At 33.0% G+C, this 20147-nt stretch carries 18 protein-coding genes; 15 read left to right on the top strand and 3 right to left on the bottom strand.

Translation table 11 applies throughout. The features are described 5' to 3' along the window. Nucleotides 1–7 precede the first annotated feature (7 nt). From EKH84_RS22475 to EKH84_RS07930, 6 genes are all read left to right on the top strand, one after another. Nucleotides 8–1168 carry a flagellin N-terminal helical domain-containing protein gene (locus tag EKH84_RS22475; RefSeq protein ID WP_243118654.1) on the top strand — a complete coding sequence of 387 codons (1161 nt, stop codon included), beginning with the start codon at nucleotides 8–10 and terminating at the stop codon, nucleotides 1166–1168. 102 nt (nucleotides 1169–1270) lie between these two features. Further along, nucleotides 1271–1489, top strand: coding sequence for a DUF2508 family protein (locus EKH84_RS07910; RefSeq protein WP_127065886.1), 219 nt, complete (start codon nucleotides 1271–1273; stop codon nucleotides 1487–1489). Nucleotides 1490–1555: 66 nt separating this feature from the next. Beyond that, nucleotides 1556–1801 carry a pro-sigmaK processing inhibitor BofA family protein gene (locus EKH84_RS07915; protein WP_127065887.1) on the top strand — a complete coding sequence of 82 codons (246 nt, stop codon included), beginning with the start codon at nucleotides 1556–1558 and terminating at the stop codon, nucleotides 1799–1801. A 380-nt stretch (nucleotides 1802–2181) separates the two neighbouring features. After that, nucleotides 2182–2880, top strand: a complete 699-nt coding sequence (locus EKH84_RS07920; protein ID WP_127065888.1) for a hypothetical protein — start codon at nucleotides 2182–2184, stop codon at nucleotides 2878–2880. A 169-nt stretch (nucleotides 2881–3049) separates the two neighbouring features. Next, a complete protein-coding gene (locus EKH84_RS07925) occupies nucleotides 3050–4204 on the top strand; it encodes an SCP2 sterol-binding domain-containing protein (protein ID WP_127065889.1) in 1155 nt (384 codons plus the stop codon). Between the two features lie 24 nt (nucleotides 4205–4228). Continuing rightward, nucleotides 4229–4645, top strand: a complete 417-nt coding sequence (locus tag EKH84_RS07930; protein ID WP_013656077.1) for an HIT family protein — start codon at nucleotides 4229–4231, stop codon at nucleotides 4643–4645. Between the two features lie 103 nt (nucleotides 4646–4748). Here EKH84_RS07930 and asnB read toward each other — a convergent pair whose 3' ends face one another. Then, on the bottom strand, nucleotides 4749–6581 hold the full coding sequence (asnB, locus tag EKH84_RS07935; RefSeq protein ID WP_127065891.1) for an asparagine synthase (glutamine-hydrolyzing): 1833 nt from the start codon (nucleotides 6579–6581) through the stop codon (nucleotides 4749–4751). Between the two features lie 392 nt (nucleotides 6582–6973). On the opposite strand from asnB, the gene EKH84_RS07940 reads away from it, so the two are divergent. The 4 genes from EKH84_RS07940 (at nucleotide 6974) to EKH84_RS07955 (ending at nucleotide 12147) form a co-directional block, all read left to right on the top strand. Next, on the top strand, nucleotides 6974–8128 hold the full coding sequence (locus tag EKH84_RS07940; RefSeq protein WP_013656079.1) for an NAD(P)-dependent malic enzyme: 1155 nt from the start codon (nucleotides 6974–6976) through the stop codon (nucleotides 8126–8128). A 14-nt stretch (nucleotides 8129–8142) separates the two neighbouring features. Continuing rightward, nucleotides 8143–9201, top strand: coding sequence for an undecaprenyldiphospho-muramoylpentapeptide beta-N-acetylglucosaminyltransferase (locus tag EKH84_RS07945; protein WP_127065892.1), 1059 nt, complete (start codon nucleotides 8143–8145; stop codon nucleotides 9199–9201). Nucleotides 9202–9230: 29 nt separating this feature from the next. Continuing rightward, complete coding sequence (locus EKH84_RS07950) at nucleotides 9231–10292, top strand: methyl-accepting chemotaxis protein (protein ID WP_050794668.1); 1062 nt, start codon at nucleotides 9231–9233, stop codon at nucleotides 10290–10292. Between the two features lie 244 nt (nucleotides 10293–10536). Continuing rightward, entirely contained in the window at nucleotides 10537–12147 is a 1611-nt protein-coding gene (locus EKH84_RS07955; protein ID WP_013656082.1) for a CTP synthase, read from the top strand. Nucleotides 12148–12566: 419 nt separating this feature from the next. Here the strand turns inward: EKH84_RS07955 and EKH84_RS07960 are convergent, their stop codons facing one another. Continuing rightward, complete coding sequence (locus EKH84_RS07960; RefSeq protein WP_127065893.1) at nucleotides 12567–13451, bottom strand: DUF368 domain-containing protein; 885 nt, start codon at nucleotides 13449–13451, stop codon at nucleotides 12567–12569. Between the two features lie 104 nt (nucleotides 13452–13555). Next, nucleotides 13556–13897: a DUF5658 family protein gene (locus EKH84_RS07965; protein ID WP_127065894.1), complete on the bottom strand. Its 342-nt coding sequence runs from the start codon at nucleotides 13895–13897 to the stop codon at nucleotides 13556–13558. Nucleotides 13898–14030: 133 nt separating this feature from the next. Here EKH84_RS07965 and EKH84_RS07970 point away from each other — a divergent pair, with 133 nt between their 5' ends. The 5 genes from EKH84_RS07970 (at nucleotide 14031) to EKH84_RS07990 (ending at nucleotide 19976) form a co-directional block, all read left to right on the top strand. Next, the gene (locus EKH84_RS07970) at nucleotides 14031–14510 is read left to right on the top strand and encodes a MarR family winged helix-turn-helix transcriptional regulator (protein WP_013656085.1); all 480 of its coding nucleotides are present in this window, start codon (nucleotides 14031–14033) and stop codon (nucleotides 14508–14510) included. Nucleotides 14511–14570: 60 nt separating this feature from the next. Continuing rightward, nucleotides 14571–15521 (top strand): tocopherol cyclase family protein, encoded by a 951-nt coding sequence (locus EKH84_RS07975; RefSeq protein ID WP_190283539.1) that lies wholly within the window; start codon nucleotides 14571–14573, stop codon nucleotides 15519–15521. Nucleotides 15522–15558: 37 nt separating this feature from the next. Continuing rightward, nucleotides 15559–15960 (top strand): heavy-metal-associated domain-containing protein, encoded by a 402-nt coding sequence (locus EKH84_RS07980; protein WP_013656087.1) that lies wholly within the window; start codon nucleotides 15559–15561, stop codon nucleotides 15958–15960. A 383-nt stretch (nucleotides 15961–16343) separates the two neighbouring features. Continuing rightward, nucleotides 16344–17039 (top strand): 5'-methylthioadenosine/adenosylhomocysteine nucleosidase, encoded by a 696-nt coding sequence (locus EKH84_RS07985; RefSeq protein ID WP_330547595.1) that lies wholly within the window; start codon nucleotides 16344–16346, stop codon nucleotides 17037–17039. A 459-nt stretch (nucleotides 17040–17498) separates the two neighbouring features. Further along, entirely contained in the window at nucleotides 17499–19976 is a 2478-nt protein-coding gene (locus EKH84_RS07990) for a hypothetical protein (RefSeq protein ID WP_127065897.1), read from the top strand. Nucleotides 19977–20147: the final 171 nt, after the last annotated feature.

The raw sequence follows: 20147 nt of genomic DNA on the forward strand, positions 1-20147 counted from the left end.
TGGAAAAATGAAAATTAATACCAATATGTCAGCTATTAGAACTTTAACAAGTTTATCAAAAGCTAATAACACAACAGCTAAAGTGATGGAACGTTTATCTTCAGGATTACGAATTAATAGTTCTGCTGACGATGCAGCAGGAATGGCAATCTCTAAAAAATTGAGTACACAAGTAAAAGGATTAGAGCAAGCTAATCGTAATGCGATGGATGGTATCTCAATGATTCAAACAGCTGAAGGAACGTTGAATGAAGTGCATAGTATGCTTCAAAGAATGAAAGAGCTTACTGTACAAGCTTCAAATGGAACTTATAGTGCGGAAGATAAAGAGTCAGCTATCAATGAGATTAATCAGTTAATAGAAGAAATGGAATCTATGCAACAACGTTCACAATTTAATAAGATGAACCTTTTGGATGGAAGTTATGATAAGTTTTCATTACATATAGGAGCAAATAAAGACCAATGTATGGATATTAATGGAGATGGTATTAATTTAGCCAATGTATTAGTCAATTTAACGGGTGTTAGCATGGATAGAGTACAAAGTGGGTTAACTTCACCGGGAGCATTTAATATTCCAGCGGGCAGTGAAGTAAGTATAGATGGACAAGTGGTAGATTTTTCTTCAGGAGATATAAAATTAAAAGCTGGTAGTGTCGTAAGTATTAAACTAAAAGAAGATGTAAACTTTGATATTACCCAGGATGGAACAACAGAGGCTGTTACAGTAAAAGCAGGAGAAAAGTTAATATTTAAAGTTGGTAATGATGTAGCAGGACAACAAATAAGCGCGGATTCATTACCTATTGGTGATGATACAACCATGACTACTATCAAAAGTGGTAGTTTAGGAAAGGTAAGTCAAAGCTTTTTAACATTTGATAATACCAGTAATCCGGTAGCAAGAATAGACGCAGCCATAACGGAAACATCTTTAATGAGAGGTAGATTAGGCGCATATCAAAATAGGTTAGAGCATACTACAGCGAATCTTCAGGTGAGCGAAGAGAATATGACATCGTCGTTATCACGTATACAAGATGCGGATATGGCAGAGGAAATGGCTTACTACACACAATATAATGTTATTTCTCAAGCAGCGACAGCTATGTTAGCACAAGCTAATCAACGACCACAACAAGTATTACAACTTCTTAACTCATAAAAATAAAAACCAGATTACACTTTAAAGTAATCTGGTTTTTATTTTTATGAGTGTGTATAAGGCTATAGGCGTTAGGTCATACTTAAATAAAGGAGGTGCCTAATGAATAAGGATAATAACAATAAAAAAGTGCAACATGAAGAAAATAAGGCTATAGAAAAGGAAATTTGTGATGTGCAAAAAGAATTAGCAGCAACTTTAGAAGGATTTGAAAATGTAGTAGATCCAGATCTGGTAGATTATTATAGCTATTCCTATAAGGCCACAGAAGCCAAATATACTTACCTAATAAAAAAATTAAAAACGTTATACCGTAAATAGTCTAAATTAATAAAATAGGCATATTAATAAAATATACAAGCTTAGAAGCATACATGGAGGAAGTCAATGAATGGGGATTTAGTGATTTTTATATGTATAGGAATATGTATTGCTATTTTAGTATGGATACTATTTGGAAAACAGATTTTTAATTTTATTATTAATGGAGTGGCAGGTTTTATCATTATTTATTGTATTAATGGATTATTACCGACTTATGCTATAGGTATTAATCTGTTAACTATGGGCGTTGCAAGTCTACTTGGAATTCCAGGGATTATTACAATGTATATTATATCAATGGTGATATAGGTGTGTTGATAATTTGTGGATAAGTTTAATAAATATGGTGATAACACATGTAGAAAAATAATCTGAAAAGATGTTAATAATGTGGATAATATATTTTTTTAACTATAGAAGCTTGTAAATATAAGGAATAAAATATTGACAGTTATTCACAGATGTGTTAATATAAATGTGGATATAGGTGTGGAAAAAAATATATCCAGTTGATTTGACGTAAGTATAACATATCAATCCCTTTATGCTCTATAGGTGACTATAGAGTTCTTTTTTTGCAAAATATAATTGAATTAAATAAAACATATTTCCAGATATAGGTATAAAAGCTATAGCATGTGTATACACTATAACAACGAATGATAACGATTATACCTATGGAGGAGTATATGCATTTATTAGAACGTATTGAAGAATATGTACAAGATATTAAAAAAAACTCTTATATCTATGATATCCAAAAAGCAGGAATTGAGATTTTTTGTAAATACATTACTAATAGTGGTTTAGATATACGAGAAGAAGATTTAGATAGGCAGATGCTCGATAAGTTATTGCTCTATTGGTTACCTCGTAACAAAAAGTATTTGAGTGATGTAGAAGCTTATCAGATTATTTATACGATACATGATATATATTATTATATAAAGAAAAGAAATAAACAAGAGGAGGTAGAGACTCCTACTATTTTGGAAAGCTATGGACAAGAATATATGAGAGTATATAAGGCCAAAAATATGCTTTTGAAAATGACTAAAGACCCAGTTGTCTCGGTTAATCCTATTATTATTGCATTAGACAAATACAAAGAAAAGAAGAAAAAAAATAATTATACAGACATTGCTACTACGTATGAACAAGCCGTTTTTGAAGTTCAAGAATGCAAAGAAGGGGGACAAGTTATTTTAAATAAATTGGGACAAAGTAAACCATATAAACTGCTACTAGAGTATCCTACTTATAAATATTTACGAGTAGGAGATATACTACATGCTGTTATTAAACGTAAATTATTTTATGTTTATTGGGAGGTAGAAGAATTAAAATTTTATTATCTACCACAAGCACAGGAATTTCTAGTATTATGATGAACTACCTTTGGAGAATAATATAAACCATATAATTTTATTGAAATCTCTATATTAATATGCGTATAATAAAAACATATCAAGGGATATTTCTAAGGTTCATAAGGAGCTGGAAGCTTTATTATGGGCCTTAAAATAAGCTGTTTATACAAAAGAAAGGAAGTGCACTATGAAAATCACCTTATTACTTGCCCAGTGTACCCCAGAACCATTAATATATAGCTTAAACATCATACTGAAAGTTTTAAAGGAGTTAGATGTTGAAGTACATAAGATAGAGCTTAATAAATTACCCTACTTTGATGGGAAGAAAAACAAAGAAATAGAAAAGGTAATGCAGACTATTGCTGAGAGTAAAGGTGTTATTGCGATGACTATGGTTCCTATGCTAAGTATGCATGGTGCAATGCAAAGTTTTTTTGATTCGGCTACATTATATGAAGATTACCATTTTAATAAACCACTATTGGCTGTTACCTATAGTGGATGGTTAGGTGAACAAGAAGCTGCGAATTTGATGCTAAGGTGTTGGAATATTCTGGGAGGCACAGATGGTGGAAAATTATTTTTTAATAAACAGACGGATATGACTCAGATGCAAGAGCGATTAGAACGAGAGGTAGAAGATTTTTATCGTTTAGTTAAACAGGAACGTATGAATGTTATATCGAGTGAGCGCTTCATTTTTTATGGGATGAAGAAAGGAAATTTAAGTCATCTTATTCAAGAAGAACCGTCGGTAACAACTGAAATAGAGAAAGAAAAACCAGTAGAAATAAGAAGCTTTGCAGATTTAATACGAGAAGAAGCTAATAAGAAACAGGTGAGCACAGAGATTGATACTGATGTAGAAAAAAGAGATGAGTCAGAGCACATTATTAATTTATCTACAAAAGAGCAGACTATAAAAGAAATAGCTAATTTACTTCAAAGAGAAGTAGATGAAGAGGGATTTAAGGAATTTAGCACAGGTGTTTATACGAGACCTCCTCAATTTTTAGGGGCCAATGCTAATAGTAAACGCTTACAACAGATTCCACACTATTTCATAGCGCAATTTGATAAAGAATTAGATTTAATATTAAGATACCATATAACAGACATAGAGGAAGAAGGCTATATTATTATTAAGGATGGGGACTGTTGGTTTAAAGAGGAAATAGACGGAAGTCCTACTGTTGAAATGATTTTAAGTGAGGAAGTGCTTCAGTCAATTTTGACTAAGAAGATTACTTATCAAAAAGCTTTTATGCTAGGGAAGTTAAAGGTAAAAGGCAATTTTGCTATTTTACCAAAACTAGATCAGGTGTTTAAGACTTTATAATCCTATGGGAAAGAGGTATATGTGATGAAAGAAGATTGTATTTTTTGTAAGATTATAAAAGGAGATATTCCATCCTTTACAATTTATGAGGATAAGTTGTTTAAAGTGATTTTGGATCGTTTTCCAGCAGCACCGGGACATGCACTCATTATACCTAAGGAGCATTATAAAGATATATTTGAGTTGCCAGAAGAAGTAGCTCAGGCACTTTATCCTTTAGCTAAAGAGATGGCTACTAGAATCAAGCTAGCTGTGGATGCAGAAGGTATGAATATCGTTCAAAACAATGGTGAGGTAGCAGGACAAAGTGTATATCACTTCCATCTACATCTAGTGCCTAGGAAGGCAGGGGATGGTATTACTTTAAACAAGAGTGCTAATAGTGCAACAACTTTAGAAGAATTAGAAGCAGTTTTAAAATGCATTCAAGCAGTTAAATAACTAAGTGGCTTAGTTTGAGGATGCCAATAAATAATGTTAATGTGAGCTTGAGTTAAAATAAGCAAAAAGGAGGGAATCCACTATGTAATGGATTCCCTCCTTTTTATGCTTCATTTTGAAAATAGACATTGTACCAAGTTAAAAACATAAATACAGTCCAAATTTTACGGCTATTATCAGCTTTACCAGCTCTATGGCCTTCTAATAAGGCCGCTAATTCGTTGGTGTTAAAGTACTTATTTGCTACTTCAGAAGTAAAGGCTTCTTTTACAATATGATAATATTTATCTTCTTTAAGCCATACGCGAATAGGAACAGGGAAACCAAGTTTCTTTTTATTAGCAACAGCTGGTGGTAAATTACGTTTAGCTGCTAAGCGCATAGCATATTTGGTGTTTTCTTTATTGACACGATATTTAACAGGTACTTTAGAAGCAACTTCAAATACTTTGCGATCTAAGAATGGTACACGCACCTCTAAAGAGTGAGCCATACTCATTTTATCAGCTTTAAGGAGAATATCTCCTGCAAGCCACATATGCATGTCCACATATTGCATTTTTGTAATATCATCTTTATCTTTTACTTTATCATAGATAGGCTTAACCATTTCAAATGGATTAATAGCAGATGTTTTTACTTTAAGAAGTTTTTTACGTTCTTCTTCTGAGAACATATAAGCATTTCCAAGGAAGCGTTCTTCAATATCCTTGCTTGCACGAATCAAGAAGTTTTTACCTTTGAAGTTAAAAGGTAAGGCTTTGGCGATACTTGCAAAACATTTACGGAGACCTTTTGGTAACTTGCGATAGCTTGCAGAATCAAGAGGTTCTTTATAGATATTGTATCCACCGAAAAATTCATCTGCACCTTCTCCAGAAAGAACACCTTTAACCGTTTGGCTAGCTAATTGACATACAAAGTATAAAGCAACAGCAGCAGGGTCAGCTAAAGGTTCATCCATGAAGTATTGAACTTTAGGAAGTACATCCCAATATTCTTCTGGTGTAATAACCTTATTCGTATTAGGAATGTGAATTTCCTTAGAAAGCTCTTCAGCATAGCTGATTTCATTATACTTTTCATTAGCAAAACCAACTGTAAAAGTATGATCTCCGCCAAAGCAACTAGCTACATAACTAGAATCTACGCCACTAGATAAGAAAGATCCTACTTCTACATCACTAATTTTATGAGCTTCGATAGACTCTTTCATTTGAGCATCAATGGCATCAACATAGTTTTCTAAAGTACCATCAGTTTCATTAAAAATAGGTTCCCAATAACGTGTTGTTGTCATTTCACCATTTTTAATAACGAAATAGTGAGCTGGTGGTAATTTGAAAATACCTTTGAAGAAGGTTTCTGGAAGTGCTGAGTATTGGAAAGTCAAATAGGTTTCCAAAGCTTCTTCATTAAGCTCTTTTTTTACGCTAGGGTGTTGTAATATTGCTTTGATTTCAGAAGCATAAATAAAGCCATCTTCAGTTTGAGTATAATAAAAAGGTTTAATACCGAAGAAATCTCTTGCACCAAAAAGTGTATTTTCTTCTCTATCCCAAATAGCGAAGGCAAACATACCTCGAAGGTGAGATAAAAGGCTTGTACCATATTCTTCATAACCATGAACTAAAACTTCAGAGTCAGTATTAGTTTTAAAAACATGTCCTTTTTCAATAAGCTTTTCTCTAATGTCTTTATAGTTATAAATCTCACCATTAAATGTAAGAACAAAACGTTCGTTTTCATTATAAAGAGGTTGAGCACCTGCTTCTAAGTCTAGAAAACTCAGCCGTCTAAATCCCATATTAATATGCGCATCACTAAACTTTCCAGAGCTATCTGGACCACGATGGGCAATGCTATCCATCATATTTGTGAGTACTAATTCTTTGTTTTCAATATTTGTATCTACAAAGCCGCAAAAACCACACATATGTAAGGGCTCCTTTCCTTTTTGTACACATAAGACTTTAACATATCTGCTATGTAAAAGCAATGCTACCCTTATTTTCTCTTATAAAGTATTGCCGAATTATCAAATAATAAACCATAAATAAAAGGGATAATTATTGACTTCATAAATAATCAAAAGTATTATTAAAATAATAGGAAAATAAATAAAAGGTACCCGCTAGAAAACAGAGGCACCCTAAAAATGAAAGAAGGCTCATAAGCAACATATATAGTATAGTAAGCACTGATGATTACTAGATAGGAAGATGTTCTTGTGAGCTAAGTTTTTTGTGGTTAGCCAAGCAAACTGGAGGAGGTACTAAGACTACCTTTTATGATTAAAGGTAAGGGATGGAAGAAGGAGATAGAACAATGAACCTAAGAGAACAAGCTTTAGAGATGCATGAGAAATGGCAAGGGAAGTTGGAAGTTACTTCTAAGGCTAAAGTAGATAGTAGAGAGGCACTATCTATATGTTATACACCAGGTGTAGCAGAACCATGTAAAGAGATTGCAGCAGATAAAGAAAATGTTTATAAATATACAATGAAAGGTAATACCGTTGCTGTTATATCGGATGGAACAGCAGTACTTGGTTTAGGTGATATTGGACCTGAGGCAGCAATGCCAGTTATGGAAGGAAAAGCGGTGCTTTTTAAGGAATTTGCAGGAATCAATGCAATTCCTATTTGTATTGATACAAAAGATACTAAAGAAATTATTCAATTTGTAAAACAAATCGCACCTACCTTCGGTGGTATTAACCTTGAAGATATTTCAGCACCAAGATGCTTTGAAATAGAAGAAGCCCTTAAGAAAGAATTAGATATTCCGGTATTTCATGATGATCAACATGGTACAGCTATTGTTGTATTAGCAGGGATTATCAATGGACTTAAGGTGGCAGGTAAAGAAAAGGAAGAAGTTAAAGTAGTTGTTAATGGTGCAGGTTCAGCTGGGATTGCTATTACTAAACTTCTTTTACATTATGGTTTTAAAGATGTTACAGTAGTAGATAGAATGGGCATACTAGAAATAAAAGAAGACTGGATGAACTGGGCACAAACTGAGCTTGCAAAAGTAACGAATCCAAGAGGATTAAGAGGCGACTTGAAAGTAGCTCTTGAAGGTGCAGATGTATTTGTAGGCGTTTCAGCGCCTGGGATTGTTTCTGAGGAAATGATTAAAAGTATGAATCATGATGCAGTTGTATTTGCTATGGCTAATCCAGTACCAGAGATTATGCCAGATTTAGCAAAAGCAGCAGGTGCTAGAGTAGTAGGTACAGGGCGTTCAGATTTTCCAAACCAAGTTAACAATGTACTTGTATTCCCGGGGATTTTTAAAGGTGCACTTATGGCAAGAGCTGGGCAAATTACAGAAGATATGAAAATTGCAGCAGCCGTAGCTATTGCAGGTATGGTAAGTGACGGAGAATTAAATGAAGAAAATATTTTACCACAGCCATTTACACCAGGTGTAGCAGATGCTGTAGCAAAAGCTGTTATAGAAATGGCAAGTAAATAAAGGAGGACTAAAAGTTGAAAACAATTGTACTTACAGGTGGGGGCACAGCAGGTCATGTGACACCAAATTTAGCATTAATACCAAGTCTTAAAAAAGCCGGATGGGATATTAAATATATCGGGAGTCATCAAGGCATTGAAAAAGACTTAGTCACAAAAGCTAATATACCTTATTACGGCATAGCCTCAGGTAAGTTACGACGCTATTTATCAGTAGAAAACTTAAAAGATCCTTTTAAAGTAATAAAAGGCTATTTTGATGCTTGCAAGTTGTTAAAGGAAATTAAACCTCAGGTGGTATTTTCAAAAGGTGGTTATGTAACAGTGCCAGTGGTACTAGCTGCGCACAAACTTAAAATTCCGGTTATCATTCATGAATCTGATATGACACCAGGACTTGCAAATAAAATTGCTATTAAGAAAGCTAAAACAATTTGTGTTAACTTTGAAGAAACATTAAAATATGTTGGAGATAAAGGTGTTTACACAGGTTCACCTATTAGAGAAGAATTATTTAAAGGTGATAAAAAGATTGCTAGAGAGCTTTGTGGTTTTAAAGATGATAAGCCAACCTTATTAATGATGGGGGGGAGCTTAGGGGCGAGAAAGATTAACGAAGTACTAAGAGAAGCTTTACCTGACATAGTAACTAAGTTCAATGTAATTCATATTTGTGGTAAGAATAATCTAGATGAAAGCCTCTTAAATAAGCAAGGTTATAAACAGTTTGAATATGTAGGAGAGGAATTAGCACATTTATTAAAGGCAGCGGACTTTATGCTTTCAAGAGCTGGTGCTAATGCAATAGCAGAAATTATTGCACTTAATATTCCAAGTCTTCTTGTCCCACTTTCAGCAGCAGCAAGTAGAGGTGATCAAATCCTCAATGCGGAGGCAATGAAGAAAAAAGGCTATTGTGAGGTACTATTTGAAGAAGAACTTAATAGAGAAAGTTTATGTAAGATGCTTAATGAAGTATATGAACACCGTCATAATTATATAAATAAGATGAGAGAGGCAACGAAGCTTAGTGGCATACAAAAGATTATGTTAGAAATACAAAAATATCAATAGATAAAAAGTATTAGAAGGTGGGGATGAGCATGTTTAATAATAAGCAAAACGTGGAAATGATGAGAAAGCTATCAGAAGGGGAACTAGAAATCTTACTAGAAGAAATTAACAATAGTAAAAAAGCACTTCTAAAAGCAGAAACAGTAGAAGAGATAATTGCTATTAAGAAGAAACTTCAAAATATGACTAAAGGAATAGAAGGTTTTGATGAGCAAGTAAGCCATATAGTTCATCAAGTTGATGAAAGTAGACAATTCATCAATAAGCATATTAATGAATTATCAGGATTGGAAAACTCATTAGTAGCAGAATGTAATTCTAGAAATACTCAATGTGAAATAATCTCTGAAAAATCACAAGGTATGACGGAATTAGTTAAAGAGATGAATGCTAAGATACAGGCATCTGTTGAACGTACAAAGCATATGGAACAGCTCTTGGTTGTTATAACAGGAACTATTACAGAGATTAATGCAACTGGAAAGTCCATGAAGAAACAGGTTAAGACATTTATAGAAACAGCTCAGAATGTTACAAGTAATATTTCGGGTATTGCATCAATTGCAGAACAAACTAATTTATTAGCACTTAATGCCTCTATTGAGGCAGCTAGAGCAGGAGAGGCTGGCAAGGGCTTTGCTGTAGTTGCAGAGGAGATTAGAAAGCTATCTGATGGTACTAAAGAACTACTAGATCATATGACACAGTTTTTAGGCGATTTAGAGAATGCTTCTATGAAAACGAGTGAAGAAGTGGAAGCAACAACTATAGGAATTGAAAAAATAACGACAGAAATTCAAGAAGTAGACAGAAATATTCAAGATAGTAAAACTAATACAGATTTACTTAAAAATGAAATTGAGACAATGACAGGGTATATGAGTGAAGTAGAAAGTAGCATTAAACAAAGTAAGGCGCAAAGTGCAGTGACTAACTTTGATTGTGTAAAGACGGCTTCTTTAGAGTTAAAGGAGACAGACCAAGTGTTAGTAACAGCGACTCAGTCTATTAAAGCATTAACAGGAATATATGCAGATTTAATGGATACATTAAAAGAATTAAATAGTTACAAGATTTTAAGTGGTAAATAATATTTAGGTATGAGTTTGATATAGAAAATGTGAAAATTCCCCCTCTGCAATGGGGGAATTTTGTGTTGAGCTTACAAAGTAAATTTCCAGTTACTATCAGTTTTTAAAAACAAGGATAAAAAAATGAATAAAACAAATTCTAAAATAAAATAACATAGGACTACATTACTTGACACAAATGTTTTATAATAATAAAATAATAAGGTTAGTGTGAGAAATATAATATACGGTTGAGGTGAAAAAGATGTCTACAAAATATATTTTTGTTACAGGCGGAGTAGTTTCTGGCTTAGGCAAAGGGATTACAGCAGCGTGCTTAGGAAGATTGTTAAAGGCAAGAGGAAAGAAAGTTACTATTCAAAAATTTGATCCTTATATTAATATAGACCCCGGTACTATGAGCCCCTACCAACATGGAGAAGTATTCGTAACAAACGATGGCAGTGAAACAGATTTAGACTTAGGGCATTATGAAAGATTTATTGATGAAAAATTAAATAAGTACAGCAATGTAACTACAGGTAAAATCTATTGGTCTGTTCTTAACAAAGAACGTAAAGGGGACTACTTAGGTGCAACAGTACAAGTTATTCCTCATATTACAAATATGATCAAAGATTGTGTGTACCGTGTAGGTAATACTGGCGAGCCATCTGATGTTGTTATAACAGAGATTGGTGGGACAGTTGGAGATATCGAAAGTTTACCTTTCCTAGAATCAATTAGACAAGTAGCCACAGATGTGGGTAGAGAAAATGTATTATACATTCATGTAACACTTATTCCATACCTTGCTAAATCAGGGGAAATGAAAACAAAGCCTACTCAACATTCTGTAAAAGAGTTACTTTCTATAGGTATTCAACCAGATATTATAGTATGTCGCAGTGAGCATCCTATTTCAGAAGATATGAAATATAAGATGGCATTATTCTGTAATGTAGATAAGGATTGTGTTGTACAAAATTTAGATGCAGAGACACTTTATCAAGTACCTTTAATGTTAGAAGAAGAAGGTCTTGCTAAAATTGTATGTAAAAAATTAGGAATGGATTGTCCACAGCCGGATTTAACAGAATGGAAAGCAATGATCGAAAAAGAAAGAAATAGAGATAAAGTAACTAAGATTGCTTTAGTAGGTAAATATGTAGAATTACATGATGCTTATCTTTCAATTGTAGAATCATTACATCATGCAGGAATTTATCATGGTACAGAAATTGACATTGATTGGATTAATGCAGAAACAGTAACAAAAGATAATGCGGCTGAAATTTTCAAAGATGTACAAGGTATTTTAGTACCAGGAGGCTTTGGAGATAGAGGTGTAGAAGGTAAGATTGAAGCAGTACGTTATGCGAGAGAAAATAAAGTACCTTTCTTTGGGATTTGCTTAGGTATGCAATGTGCAGTAATTGAATTTGCAAGACATGTAGCAGGACTTGAAGGGGCTCATAGCTCAGAGTTAGCACCAAATACAAAATATCCAGTTATTGATCTTATGCCAGATCAAAAAGATATTGAAGATTTAGGTGGTACAATGAGACTTGGAGCTTATCCATGTGTACTTAAAGAAAACAGTAATTCATATGCTGCATATGGTGTAAAACAAATAGAAGAAAGACACCGTCACCGCTATGAATATAACAATGAATATAGAAACCTTTTAACAAGCAAAGGTTTAAAAATAACAGGAACATCTCCTGATGATAGATTAGTAGAAATCGTTGAGATTGAAGAGCATCCATGGTTCGTAGGAGCACAGTTCCATCCAGAATTTTTATCAAGACCAAATAGACCTCATCCATTATTCAAAGATTTTGTAGGTGCAGCAGTTAAACAAGAAATAAAATAATTAAAAGCAGTATAAATAGGCTTAAACTCTTTTTCTAGAGTTTAAGCCTATTTATATTTCCAAACTGGTCTATTATTTGCGATTAGTCCCTATTTACTAGGCTATTTAGCTTCTAAGTTACTCCTCAAAACCTGGAGGCTATTAGTAAAGTAAATGTAAGGGTGTTTTACAAAGAATTAACCAGTGAGGAGTTCATAAGATTTGTTACATGTTTAAGGCCTATCATCTTATGACTTTGGATAAAGGAAAACTAATGCTGTATATAGGAAGTAGGAACCAGAGAACAACTACTTCAATAAGCTATATGTAAACAGAATAGCTTTTCTCTAAAATTTCTAAATAAAATCACCACTACAAATAGTAAATGGTGATTTTATTTAATTTTATAAGGAATAATAATAAAAATGAGCCAATAAGATTTAGTGCTGCATAATAGTTTTAAGTTTTTCTAAACCGAAGATAATAAGCGCGCCTATAATAAAGAAAATAATATTAAAGGTGGATAATGACATGGGTGCTTTAGGAATATCTAAAGTAGTTGGCCCCATAACAACAGCATAAAGAGAGCCAATCATTAAACCAAAAATAAAATAGATAAGTTGTGAACGTTTAGTTTTGAGTAGCTTACTTATAATACGGACAACGCTAACAATACCGACTAATACACCTATACCAAAAACAATAATTAAAGGAAGTGAAGCAAAATTAAAATGTAAAATGTCTTTTACACCTGTGATAATAGTCGAGTATAGTCCAAATATTAATAGTAAAGTAGAACCTGAAATACCTGGTAAAACCATAGCAGAGATAGCAATCATACCTGCAATAAAAGCATATACGCCTAAGCCGAAAGAAAATTGATTACTACTTATTTCAGCCCCACTACCACCTGAAACAGGGTTAAAATAGGTAATAAGTGCTACGATAATGATACCAAGAAGTAAATAGATTACATGTTTAGTATTTTCTTTGATAGTTTCTTTTTCTTCCTTATAAATAAGTGGAATGGAAAATATGATAAAGCCAAGGAATAAAGAACTAACATGATAAATATAAGTATCAAATATAGAAGCAATAAAAAGAATAGATATAATCATACCTACTGCCCAGCCTATACCTATTTTTAATAAAAAAATAAGTGCTTCTTTTTTCTCTTCTTTAGAAGAACGAGATGTAAGGGCGTTAATAGAATCAATAAACTGATTATAAAATCCCATAACAAATGCAATAGTACCTCCTGAAACACCTGGAACACTATCGGCAAATGCCATAAACATACCGCGAATTAAATTAAAGACAATCATAATGTACCTCACTGAATTTTATTTGTTCCTTTGAAACAAGTCACATTTTATAGTTAATATTAAAATAAGTATATATGAGGCTACAAAGCTAAGCAAGCTAAATTCTAGGAGATGATTGTAAAAAAGTAGTAAATATGCAGGGTGTTGATAAGAAAATACACCAAAATGATAAAATTGGCAGCCCATTGACAAATATGAGCAAGTGGTTTTGTATTATGCTCTAAGTAGTGAACTAAGAAGAGTATAGCTATGCCAGGCAAAATAACTTTTATAAGTAAACACAAGTAAGGATTAGTAACAATAGAACGCATAAATGGATTAGCTTCGTAAAAGCCTCCGGTTTTTAAAAAGGTATAAGTAAAAAGTATATCTGTGCAGTTTAAAATATAAAGCCCCCAAAACTTACGAATAAGTTTTCTAGAAGCTTCTACGTGAGTAAGTTTCATTGTGCACCTCCTATAACAATTATTGACAAAAAAATAGAAATTTATAAGCAGTGCTTGACAAGATAAGTTCACCCTTTTAAACTTTCTTTATCAAGGCTTTATAAATGAAGTCAAAGGAGCGACGGAGGGAAAGATGGAAGGTTCGATTAAGATTGTAAATGAGCTATTAGTAGAATTATTTAATGACATACTTAATATAGAGAAAGAATCTCTAAAAAATGGACACTTTAGTGATTTATCTATTACAGAAATGCATGTTTTAGAAGCCATAGGCTTAGAGGATAGAACAATGACAGAAGTAGCGAGTCAAATAGGTATCACAGTGGGAACGTTGACTACTTCTATTAATCGTTTGGTTAAGAAAGAATATGTTTTAAGGGAAAGGTCAGAAACAGATAGACGTTATGTGGAAATAAGACTCTCTAAAAAGGGAAAATTAGCTTATCGTGTTCATGAGGCTTTTCATGAAAAAATGGTAAGAACAATGACAGATAATTTATCAGATCAAGACAATGAGGTACTGATTGCTTCTATGCAACGACTTAACCAATTTTTTAAAGATAATTATAGCGTTTTATCTAAGAAAGATCCTGCTAAAAGCAATGACAAATAAAAGTATATTCTTATAATGAAATGACAAAACTATAGTAGTATGAAAAAAAGAGGTGCTACTATGGGAATTATAAATAAAGAAGAATTTTTTTATGGAAGTTTAAAGAAAACCGATTACTTTGAAAGATGGCATGTCTATTTAGTAGATGCCTCAAAACAACATATGCTGAGTATAGTTCTAGGCGTTTTACTACAAGGAAAAGAAAAATACGCTTTTATACAAATAGGTAGCAATATACCGCATTTGAATCGTATTGTAAAATACCCTATTGAAGCATTTAGCTATACTAGTGATAGTATAACTATTGAAAATAATGTTTTATCAAGAGACTTTATTCAATTAGATTTAGATGAAGAGAAATTTCAATTAAACGGGAAGATTATTTTCTCCCAAGGAAAGCAGTTAGAAACAAAATTCTGGAGACCGGGATTAATGGGTCCTATTAAATGGCTGCCTTTTTTAAATTCTTATCACGAGGTATTATCTTTAACCCATATTATTATGGGAGAAATTAATTTTAACAATAAAGAAATTAGTTTTGATGAAGGAAGAGGAGCTTTAGACAAGGATTGGGGAAAAAGTTTTCCAAATGTATGGCTTTGGATGCAGTGTAATCATTTTCAAAAACATGATGCTGCCATGATGGTAGGAGTGGCTAGAATGCCGATTTTTTTGAATTATTATACTGCTTTTGCTATGCCCTTTTATTTTAATGATAAAACAGAAATTTATGCTAATTATACCGGGGCTCATATTGCCAAATTATATCGCTACAAAGGTTATATTCATTTGATTATCACAGAAAAATCAAAGGTAATTGACCTTAAAGTTTTTGGCAAAGAAGATGTTCCACTAATAGCATCGCCAATGGGACATCTTATTAGGGATGTTTATGAGTGTATAGATTCAAAAATAGAAGTTAAGGTAACACAAGGAGGAAGAACTGTTTTCGAGGATATTGGAGAATGTGCCCATTTAAAAATTGGAGGAAATACGTCTAAACTTAAGTGAAATGACATAAGGTAACTATAAAGAAAGGAGCCTTGATATGTTAGGAATAAAAAAACAATTTATAAAAAATATGATTAAGTTAGAAGTCGTATCCAATACTCCAGGTAAACTTCAAATTTATGTGGCACAGATTAAAAAAGTAGAAGATGAATATAAGAGATATGAGACCTATGCTCAGAAAGCTATAACGTTAATGCCAGGTATTAATAATATTGATGTAGATTATGATAAAGGTATATTGACGATTAATTATGACCCTAATCAAGTAAGTGTACAGAAGGTATATAACTGGTTACAGGTTATGATCGATGTGGGAATTGATTATTATGATGATATTAAGGCAGGCTGGGATATGCAGGGAAATGAAGGAGAGAATGTAGAAAAGGTATGGCAAAAAATGAGGCCAGTTCTACTTGCTCAATTGGGAAAACTAAAGTAAGACAATGCTTAAGAAATAATTTCATTAAAGGAGAGCATATTATACCAAGGTGTTATATAAGATATAACATTAATTGATAATAAAGAATGCAAATTAATTCATATAAATAGCTTGTGCTATTTTATACACACTTTAGTTGAATTTTATTAGGAAACAGAATTAATGAAGTTATTAGAAAAAGTTACGATGTCCCTATATATGGCATATACAAAGTATATTTTGTTAAAAACTATGAGGTTAAAAGGATAGGCATTAATTTCATAATCTAATTAATAAAAGAGAAGCAGTTGCCAAAGTATCTTATTTAGCTTAAGATTATAACGAAAGAAAAGATAAATTATATGCTAAATGAAAAAGCCGATTTAGTGGAAGGAGATACAAGGTTGATAGGAATTATAGGTGCAATGGATGAAGAGATTATATCTCTTAAAAGAAAAATGGAAGTTAAAGAGCAAAAAGAAATAGCAGGTATGACTTTCTACGTAGGAACAGTAGGAGAAAAAGAGATTGTACTTGTAAGATGTGGCATTGGTAAAGTAAATGCAGCTGTATGTACACAGGTTTTAGTAGATATATTCCATGCAGAATACATTATTAATACAGGAGTAGCAGGTGGTCTTTATCCAGAACTCAACATTGGAGATATTGTTATTTCTAGTGATACGGTAGAGCACGATATGGATGCTTCAGCAGTAGGAAATCCTAGAGGGGAAATTCCACGTATGAAAAAAACTTACTTTGAAGCTGACCAAAAGCTCATTGAAGCCGCTCAAAAAGCTGCAGAAAAGCTTAAAGGTGCAGGTAAAGTATATGTAGGAAGAGTAGCTAGTGGTGACCAATTTGTGTGTAGCATGAAAGTAAAAGAAGATATCTATTCTACTTTTACAGCATATTGTGCAGAAATGGAAGGCGCAGCGATTGCACATACTTGTTTCTTAAATCAAGTACCATTTGTTATTATCAGAGCTATTTCTGATAAAGCAGACCAAAGTGCAGATGTTAACTTCGAAGAATTTGTAGATGTAGCAGCTAAAAATGCTAGTAAGATGATTGAAGGGATCTTAAAACACCTTGCATAAAATATCATAGATTTAATGGTAGGAAATATAAGAATAAAGCAATAAAAAAGGACTAAACCTTGCTCATGATAATGTGCCCCAATAAGTTAGACTTTTAGGTCTAGCTTATTGAGGGGAGTTCACATTTCATGAAGTTTAGTCCTTTTTTATTGCTTATAGGCAAGATTTGAAATCAAAGAATTAATGAAAGAAGCACTAAAGATAGGACAGAAGAGAGATGGTGTAATAAATTGCATTCAAATAACTAACAGGGGACAATTATTTACACCAAGACAAGGTGGAACTTATAAAAGGTAATTAAAATCTAAGACGAATCAGCAAGATAATACATAATCAATATTTGAAAAAGTTAGAAAAATATAATAAAATATAATTAGACTACATGTGTTCGTAAGAATATAAAAGATAGAGTGGATATTTATAATCGCAAATTAAAAATAATTAAAAGGAGCGGAGCGTATGAAAAGAAAACTATTTAAAGGGGTATTGGTCTATGCAGTATGTGCTAGTATGGCATTTGCCACAGTGCCTATCTTGGCAGAGGGAAATAGCACAACTGTAGGTAAAAATACAGGAGCTGCAGTAAAGGAAGAAATAGTCCCAGTAGGATGGAGCACTATAGATGCGGCTTATTTAGCGACTATAAACAATAAGATTTTAGATATATCTAGTTTAGATACCAGTACTGGAAATAAGAGTATTGAAATACCAAGTAGTATAAGCAATATAACCATTAAAGGTAATGCAAGCAAGATATATAGCGGGCTATCTATTGTCGTACAAACAAGAACAACACCTTTAAATCTTACGATACAAGATTTAAAAATGAGTGTAAGTGGTAATGGAATAGATGTAACAAGAAATACTTCTATTACAACTTTAATCATAGAAGGTGAGAATAGTATAGTAAGTACTGGGGCAAATGGAATAGCCGTATATACGGGTAATACATTAGAAATTGATGCACCTACAAATTCAGAAACCTTGACAATACAGGCAGGGAATAGTTCGGCTGGAATTGGTGGAAGTAATTATAACACCATAAAGCAAGGAAACGGAAAAATTGTCATTAAAGGTGGAACCATTAACGTTAGAGGTGGAAATCTAGCAGCTGGAATTGGGGCTGGTGAGAGTGCTTCAACGGAGCAACAAGATATCATTATTGAAGATGGAATAATCAACGCTCAAGGAGGAAGTGGAGGAGCGGGGATTGGTACTGCATATATGAAGGCAGCTGATGCAACAAACATTATCATTGAGGGAGGAACCGTGAAGGCACAAGGTGGAGATAGAGGAGCAGGCATCGGTGGTGGTTCACAAGATAATGGGGGCAAAGGTTTTAAGGTATTAATAAAAGGCGGAGAAGTTGAAGCTAGAGGTAGGCTAGGAGGAGCCGGGATTGGAGCAGGAGCTCAGGGAGCTGTTGAAAGTGTTACCATAACAGGTGGAATCATAAAAGCATATGGTTCTGATGACGGTTCATCTAAAGGAGGAGCAGGAATTGGTGGCGGTAGTGAAAGAGGATGTAGTCTGATAGTTATTGGAGAGGAAACACCTGTAGATAATGATCCGTTTATTCAAGAAGCAATAGGTGGATTGGGAGCAGCAGGTATAGGAACAGGGTGTGAAGGAACTGGAAATGAAGTTATTAAGCTGTTGGATGGAATCATTGGATTGGCACAAGGCTCAGGAGGAGCAGCAGGTATAGGCGGAGGTCTTTCTCGTGGCTTTCAAGAGATTTATATAAAGAATACGCAAGTTCAACATGCATATGGTTCAGGTGGAGCTGCTGGTATTGGAACAGGTAAAGAAGGTTCACATGGTACGAATAAAATAACAATTGAAAGTGAGCTTTATGTTGGTGCGGCAAATTATAATGGAAGTATTATTAGTGCACTTGGCGGAGGTTATAACCGTGATACAGGACATTCAAAAGTTACATTAAAATCAGAAGTATTTATGAGTAATAATAAGATTGGTGAGCTTGATGTTACTAATAGCATTCCCAATTTAAAGGTATATGCATTTGAATGTTATAAAGAGGATGGAGTTACTAAAATAGGAACAGGACTAGATTTTTCTATCAGAAGTAATTCTGACCCTAGTTTAAAGTTACATCCTGATAATTATTCAAATGGTACAATTTATGGCTATCTAAAAGACATAGGATCACAAAAGCTAGGAGTAGCAACGGACTATTATATGGAGATAGTAGATGCTGCAACAGGTAAAACTTATTATGCAGAAGAATTTGCTAGGGATACAAGTGATCCCAATCTAACAATCATAAAAATGAAGTTCGTAGAAAAGAAATTTGCTGCTGCAATCGTAAATGCAATGACACTCAACGGAAGTAAAATCATTCCTTTTTCTACAACTAATATTGATTTTGTAACCAAGTTAGAAGAAGATACTTCAGTAACTAAGCCACTACTAGATGAATTTTTAAGAGGTCAAGCAGAAATAGATTTCAATAAAGCAGCTACTGACATTACACCATTTGATTTATCACGAGCTGAAAGTATACGTTTTATGGTATATAAACGAGATGGACTAGAAACAGATACAGTAACACCTAAATATACTTATGATAGTACACTAACTAATGAACTCAATAATTCTATTTCTACAAATATAATTTTAGATAATGTGAATAAGAAAATGATAATTAAATACCCTGCAGGATTGTTGAATTATGGAGAATACAAAATTAGAATTTTGTTACCTAATACATTGACCAAAGATGTAAATAAATATATTGTAGAAAACGTAGAGACTGCAGTTGTAGCAGAACAAAATAAGAAACTTACTGCAACTATAACCTACGGCATAAAAACCTATATTACTATTGATGGAAGAAATGTGGCAAAGGAACAAACTGGAAGTAGTAATATTGATGTAGATGCTAGATATTACTACCTAACTAAGATTAATTAAATAATAAATAGCATATAATAATGATTAAGTATAAAAAAACAACTGACCATTTTGTGTTAGTTGTTTTTTTATACTTAATAGCGACTAAGCAAAAAGCAAATGTATGAGAATTAAATTAATGATATACAAAATATTTTAAAAATGTTAAAATATGTAAATAAGATAAAGGGA

The sequence above is a fragment of the Cellulosilyticum sp. WCF-2 genome (assembly GCF_003990395.1).
GTDB lineage: Bacteria > Bacillota > Clostridia > Lachnospirales > Cellulosilyticaceae > Cellulosilyticum > Cellulosilyticum lentocellum.

Bases quoted from the DNA above. Each gene is read 5' to 3' on its own strand.
- EKH84_RS07965 (WP_127065894.1), bottom strand. From the start codon at position 13,897: ATGAAACTTACTCACGTAGAAGCTTCTAGAAAACTTATTCGTAAGTTT.
- EKH84_RS07970 (WP_013656085.1), top strand. From the start codon at position 14,031: ATGGAAGGTTCGATTAAGATTGTAAATGAGCTATTAGTAGAATTATTT.
- asnB (WP_127065891.1), bottom strand. From the start codon at position 6,581: ATGTGTGGTTTTTGCGGCTTTGTAGATACAAATATTGAAAACAAAGAA.
- EKH84_RS07910 (WP_127065886.1), top strand. From the start codon at position 1,271: ATGAATAAGGATAATAACAATAAAAAAGTGCAACATGAAGAAAATAAG.
- EKH84_RS07920 (WP_127065888.1), top strand. From the start codon at position 2,182: ATGCATTTATTAGAACGTATTGAAGAATATGTACAAGATATTAAAAAA.
- EKH84_RS22475 (WP_243118654.1), top strand. From the start codon at position 8: ATGAAAATTAATACCAATATGTCAGCTATTAGAACTTTAACAAGTTTA.
- EKH84_RS07940 (WP_013656079.1), top strand. From the start codon at position 6,974: ATGAACCTAAGAGAACAAGCTTTAGAGATGCATGAGAAATGGCAAGGG.
- EKH84_RS07915 (WP_127065887.1), top strand. From the start codon at position 1,556: ATGAATGGGGATTTAGTGATTTTTATATGTATAGGAATATGTATTGCT.
- EKH84_RS07925 (WP_127065889.1), top strand. From the start codon at position 3,050: ATGAAAATCACCTTATTACTTGCCCAGTGTACCCCAGAACCATTAATA.
- EKH84_RS07955 (WP_013656082.1), top strand. From the start codon at position 10,537: ATGTCTACAAAATATATTTTTGTTACAGGCGGAGTAGTTTCTGGCTTA.
- EKH84_RS07975 (WP_190283539.1), top strand. From the start codon at position 14,571: ATGGGAATTATAAATAAAGAAGAATTTTTTTATGGAAGTTTAAAGAAA.
- EKH84_RS07960 (WP_127065893.1), bottom strand. From the start codon at position 13,451: ATGATTGTCTTTAATTTAATTCGCGGTATGTTTATGGCATTTGCCGAT.
- EKH84_RS07980 (WP_013656087.1), top strand. From the start codon at position 15,559: ATGTTAGGAATAAAAAAACAATTTATAAAAAATATGATTAAGTTAGAA.
- EKH84_RS07950 (WP_050794668.1), top strand. From the start codon at position 9,231: ATGTTTAATAATAAGCAAAACGTGGAAATGATGAGAAAGCTATCAGAA.
- EKH84_RS07990 (WP_127065897.1), top strand. From the start codon at position 17,499: ATGAAAAGAAAACTATTTAAAGGGGTATTGGTCTATGCAGTATGTGCT.
- EKH84_RS07930 (WP_013656077.1), top strand. From the start codon at position 4,229: ATGAAAGAAGATTGTATTTTTTGTAAGATTATAAAAGGAGATATTCCA.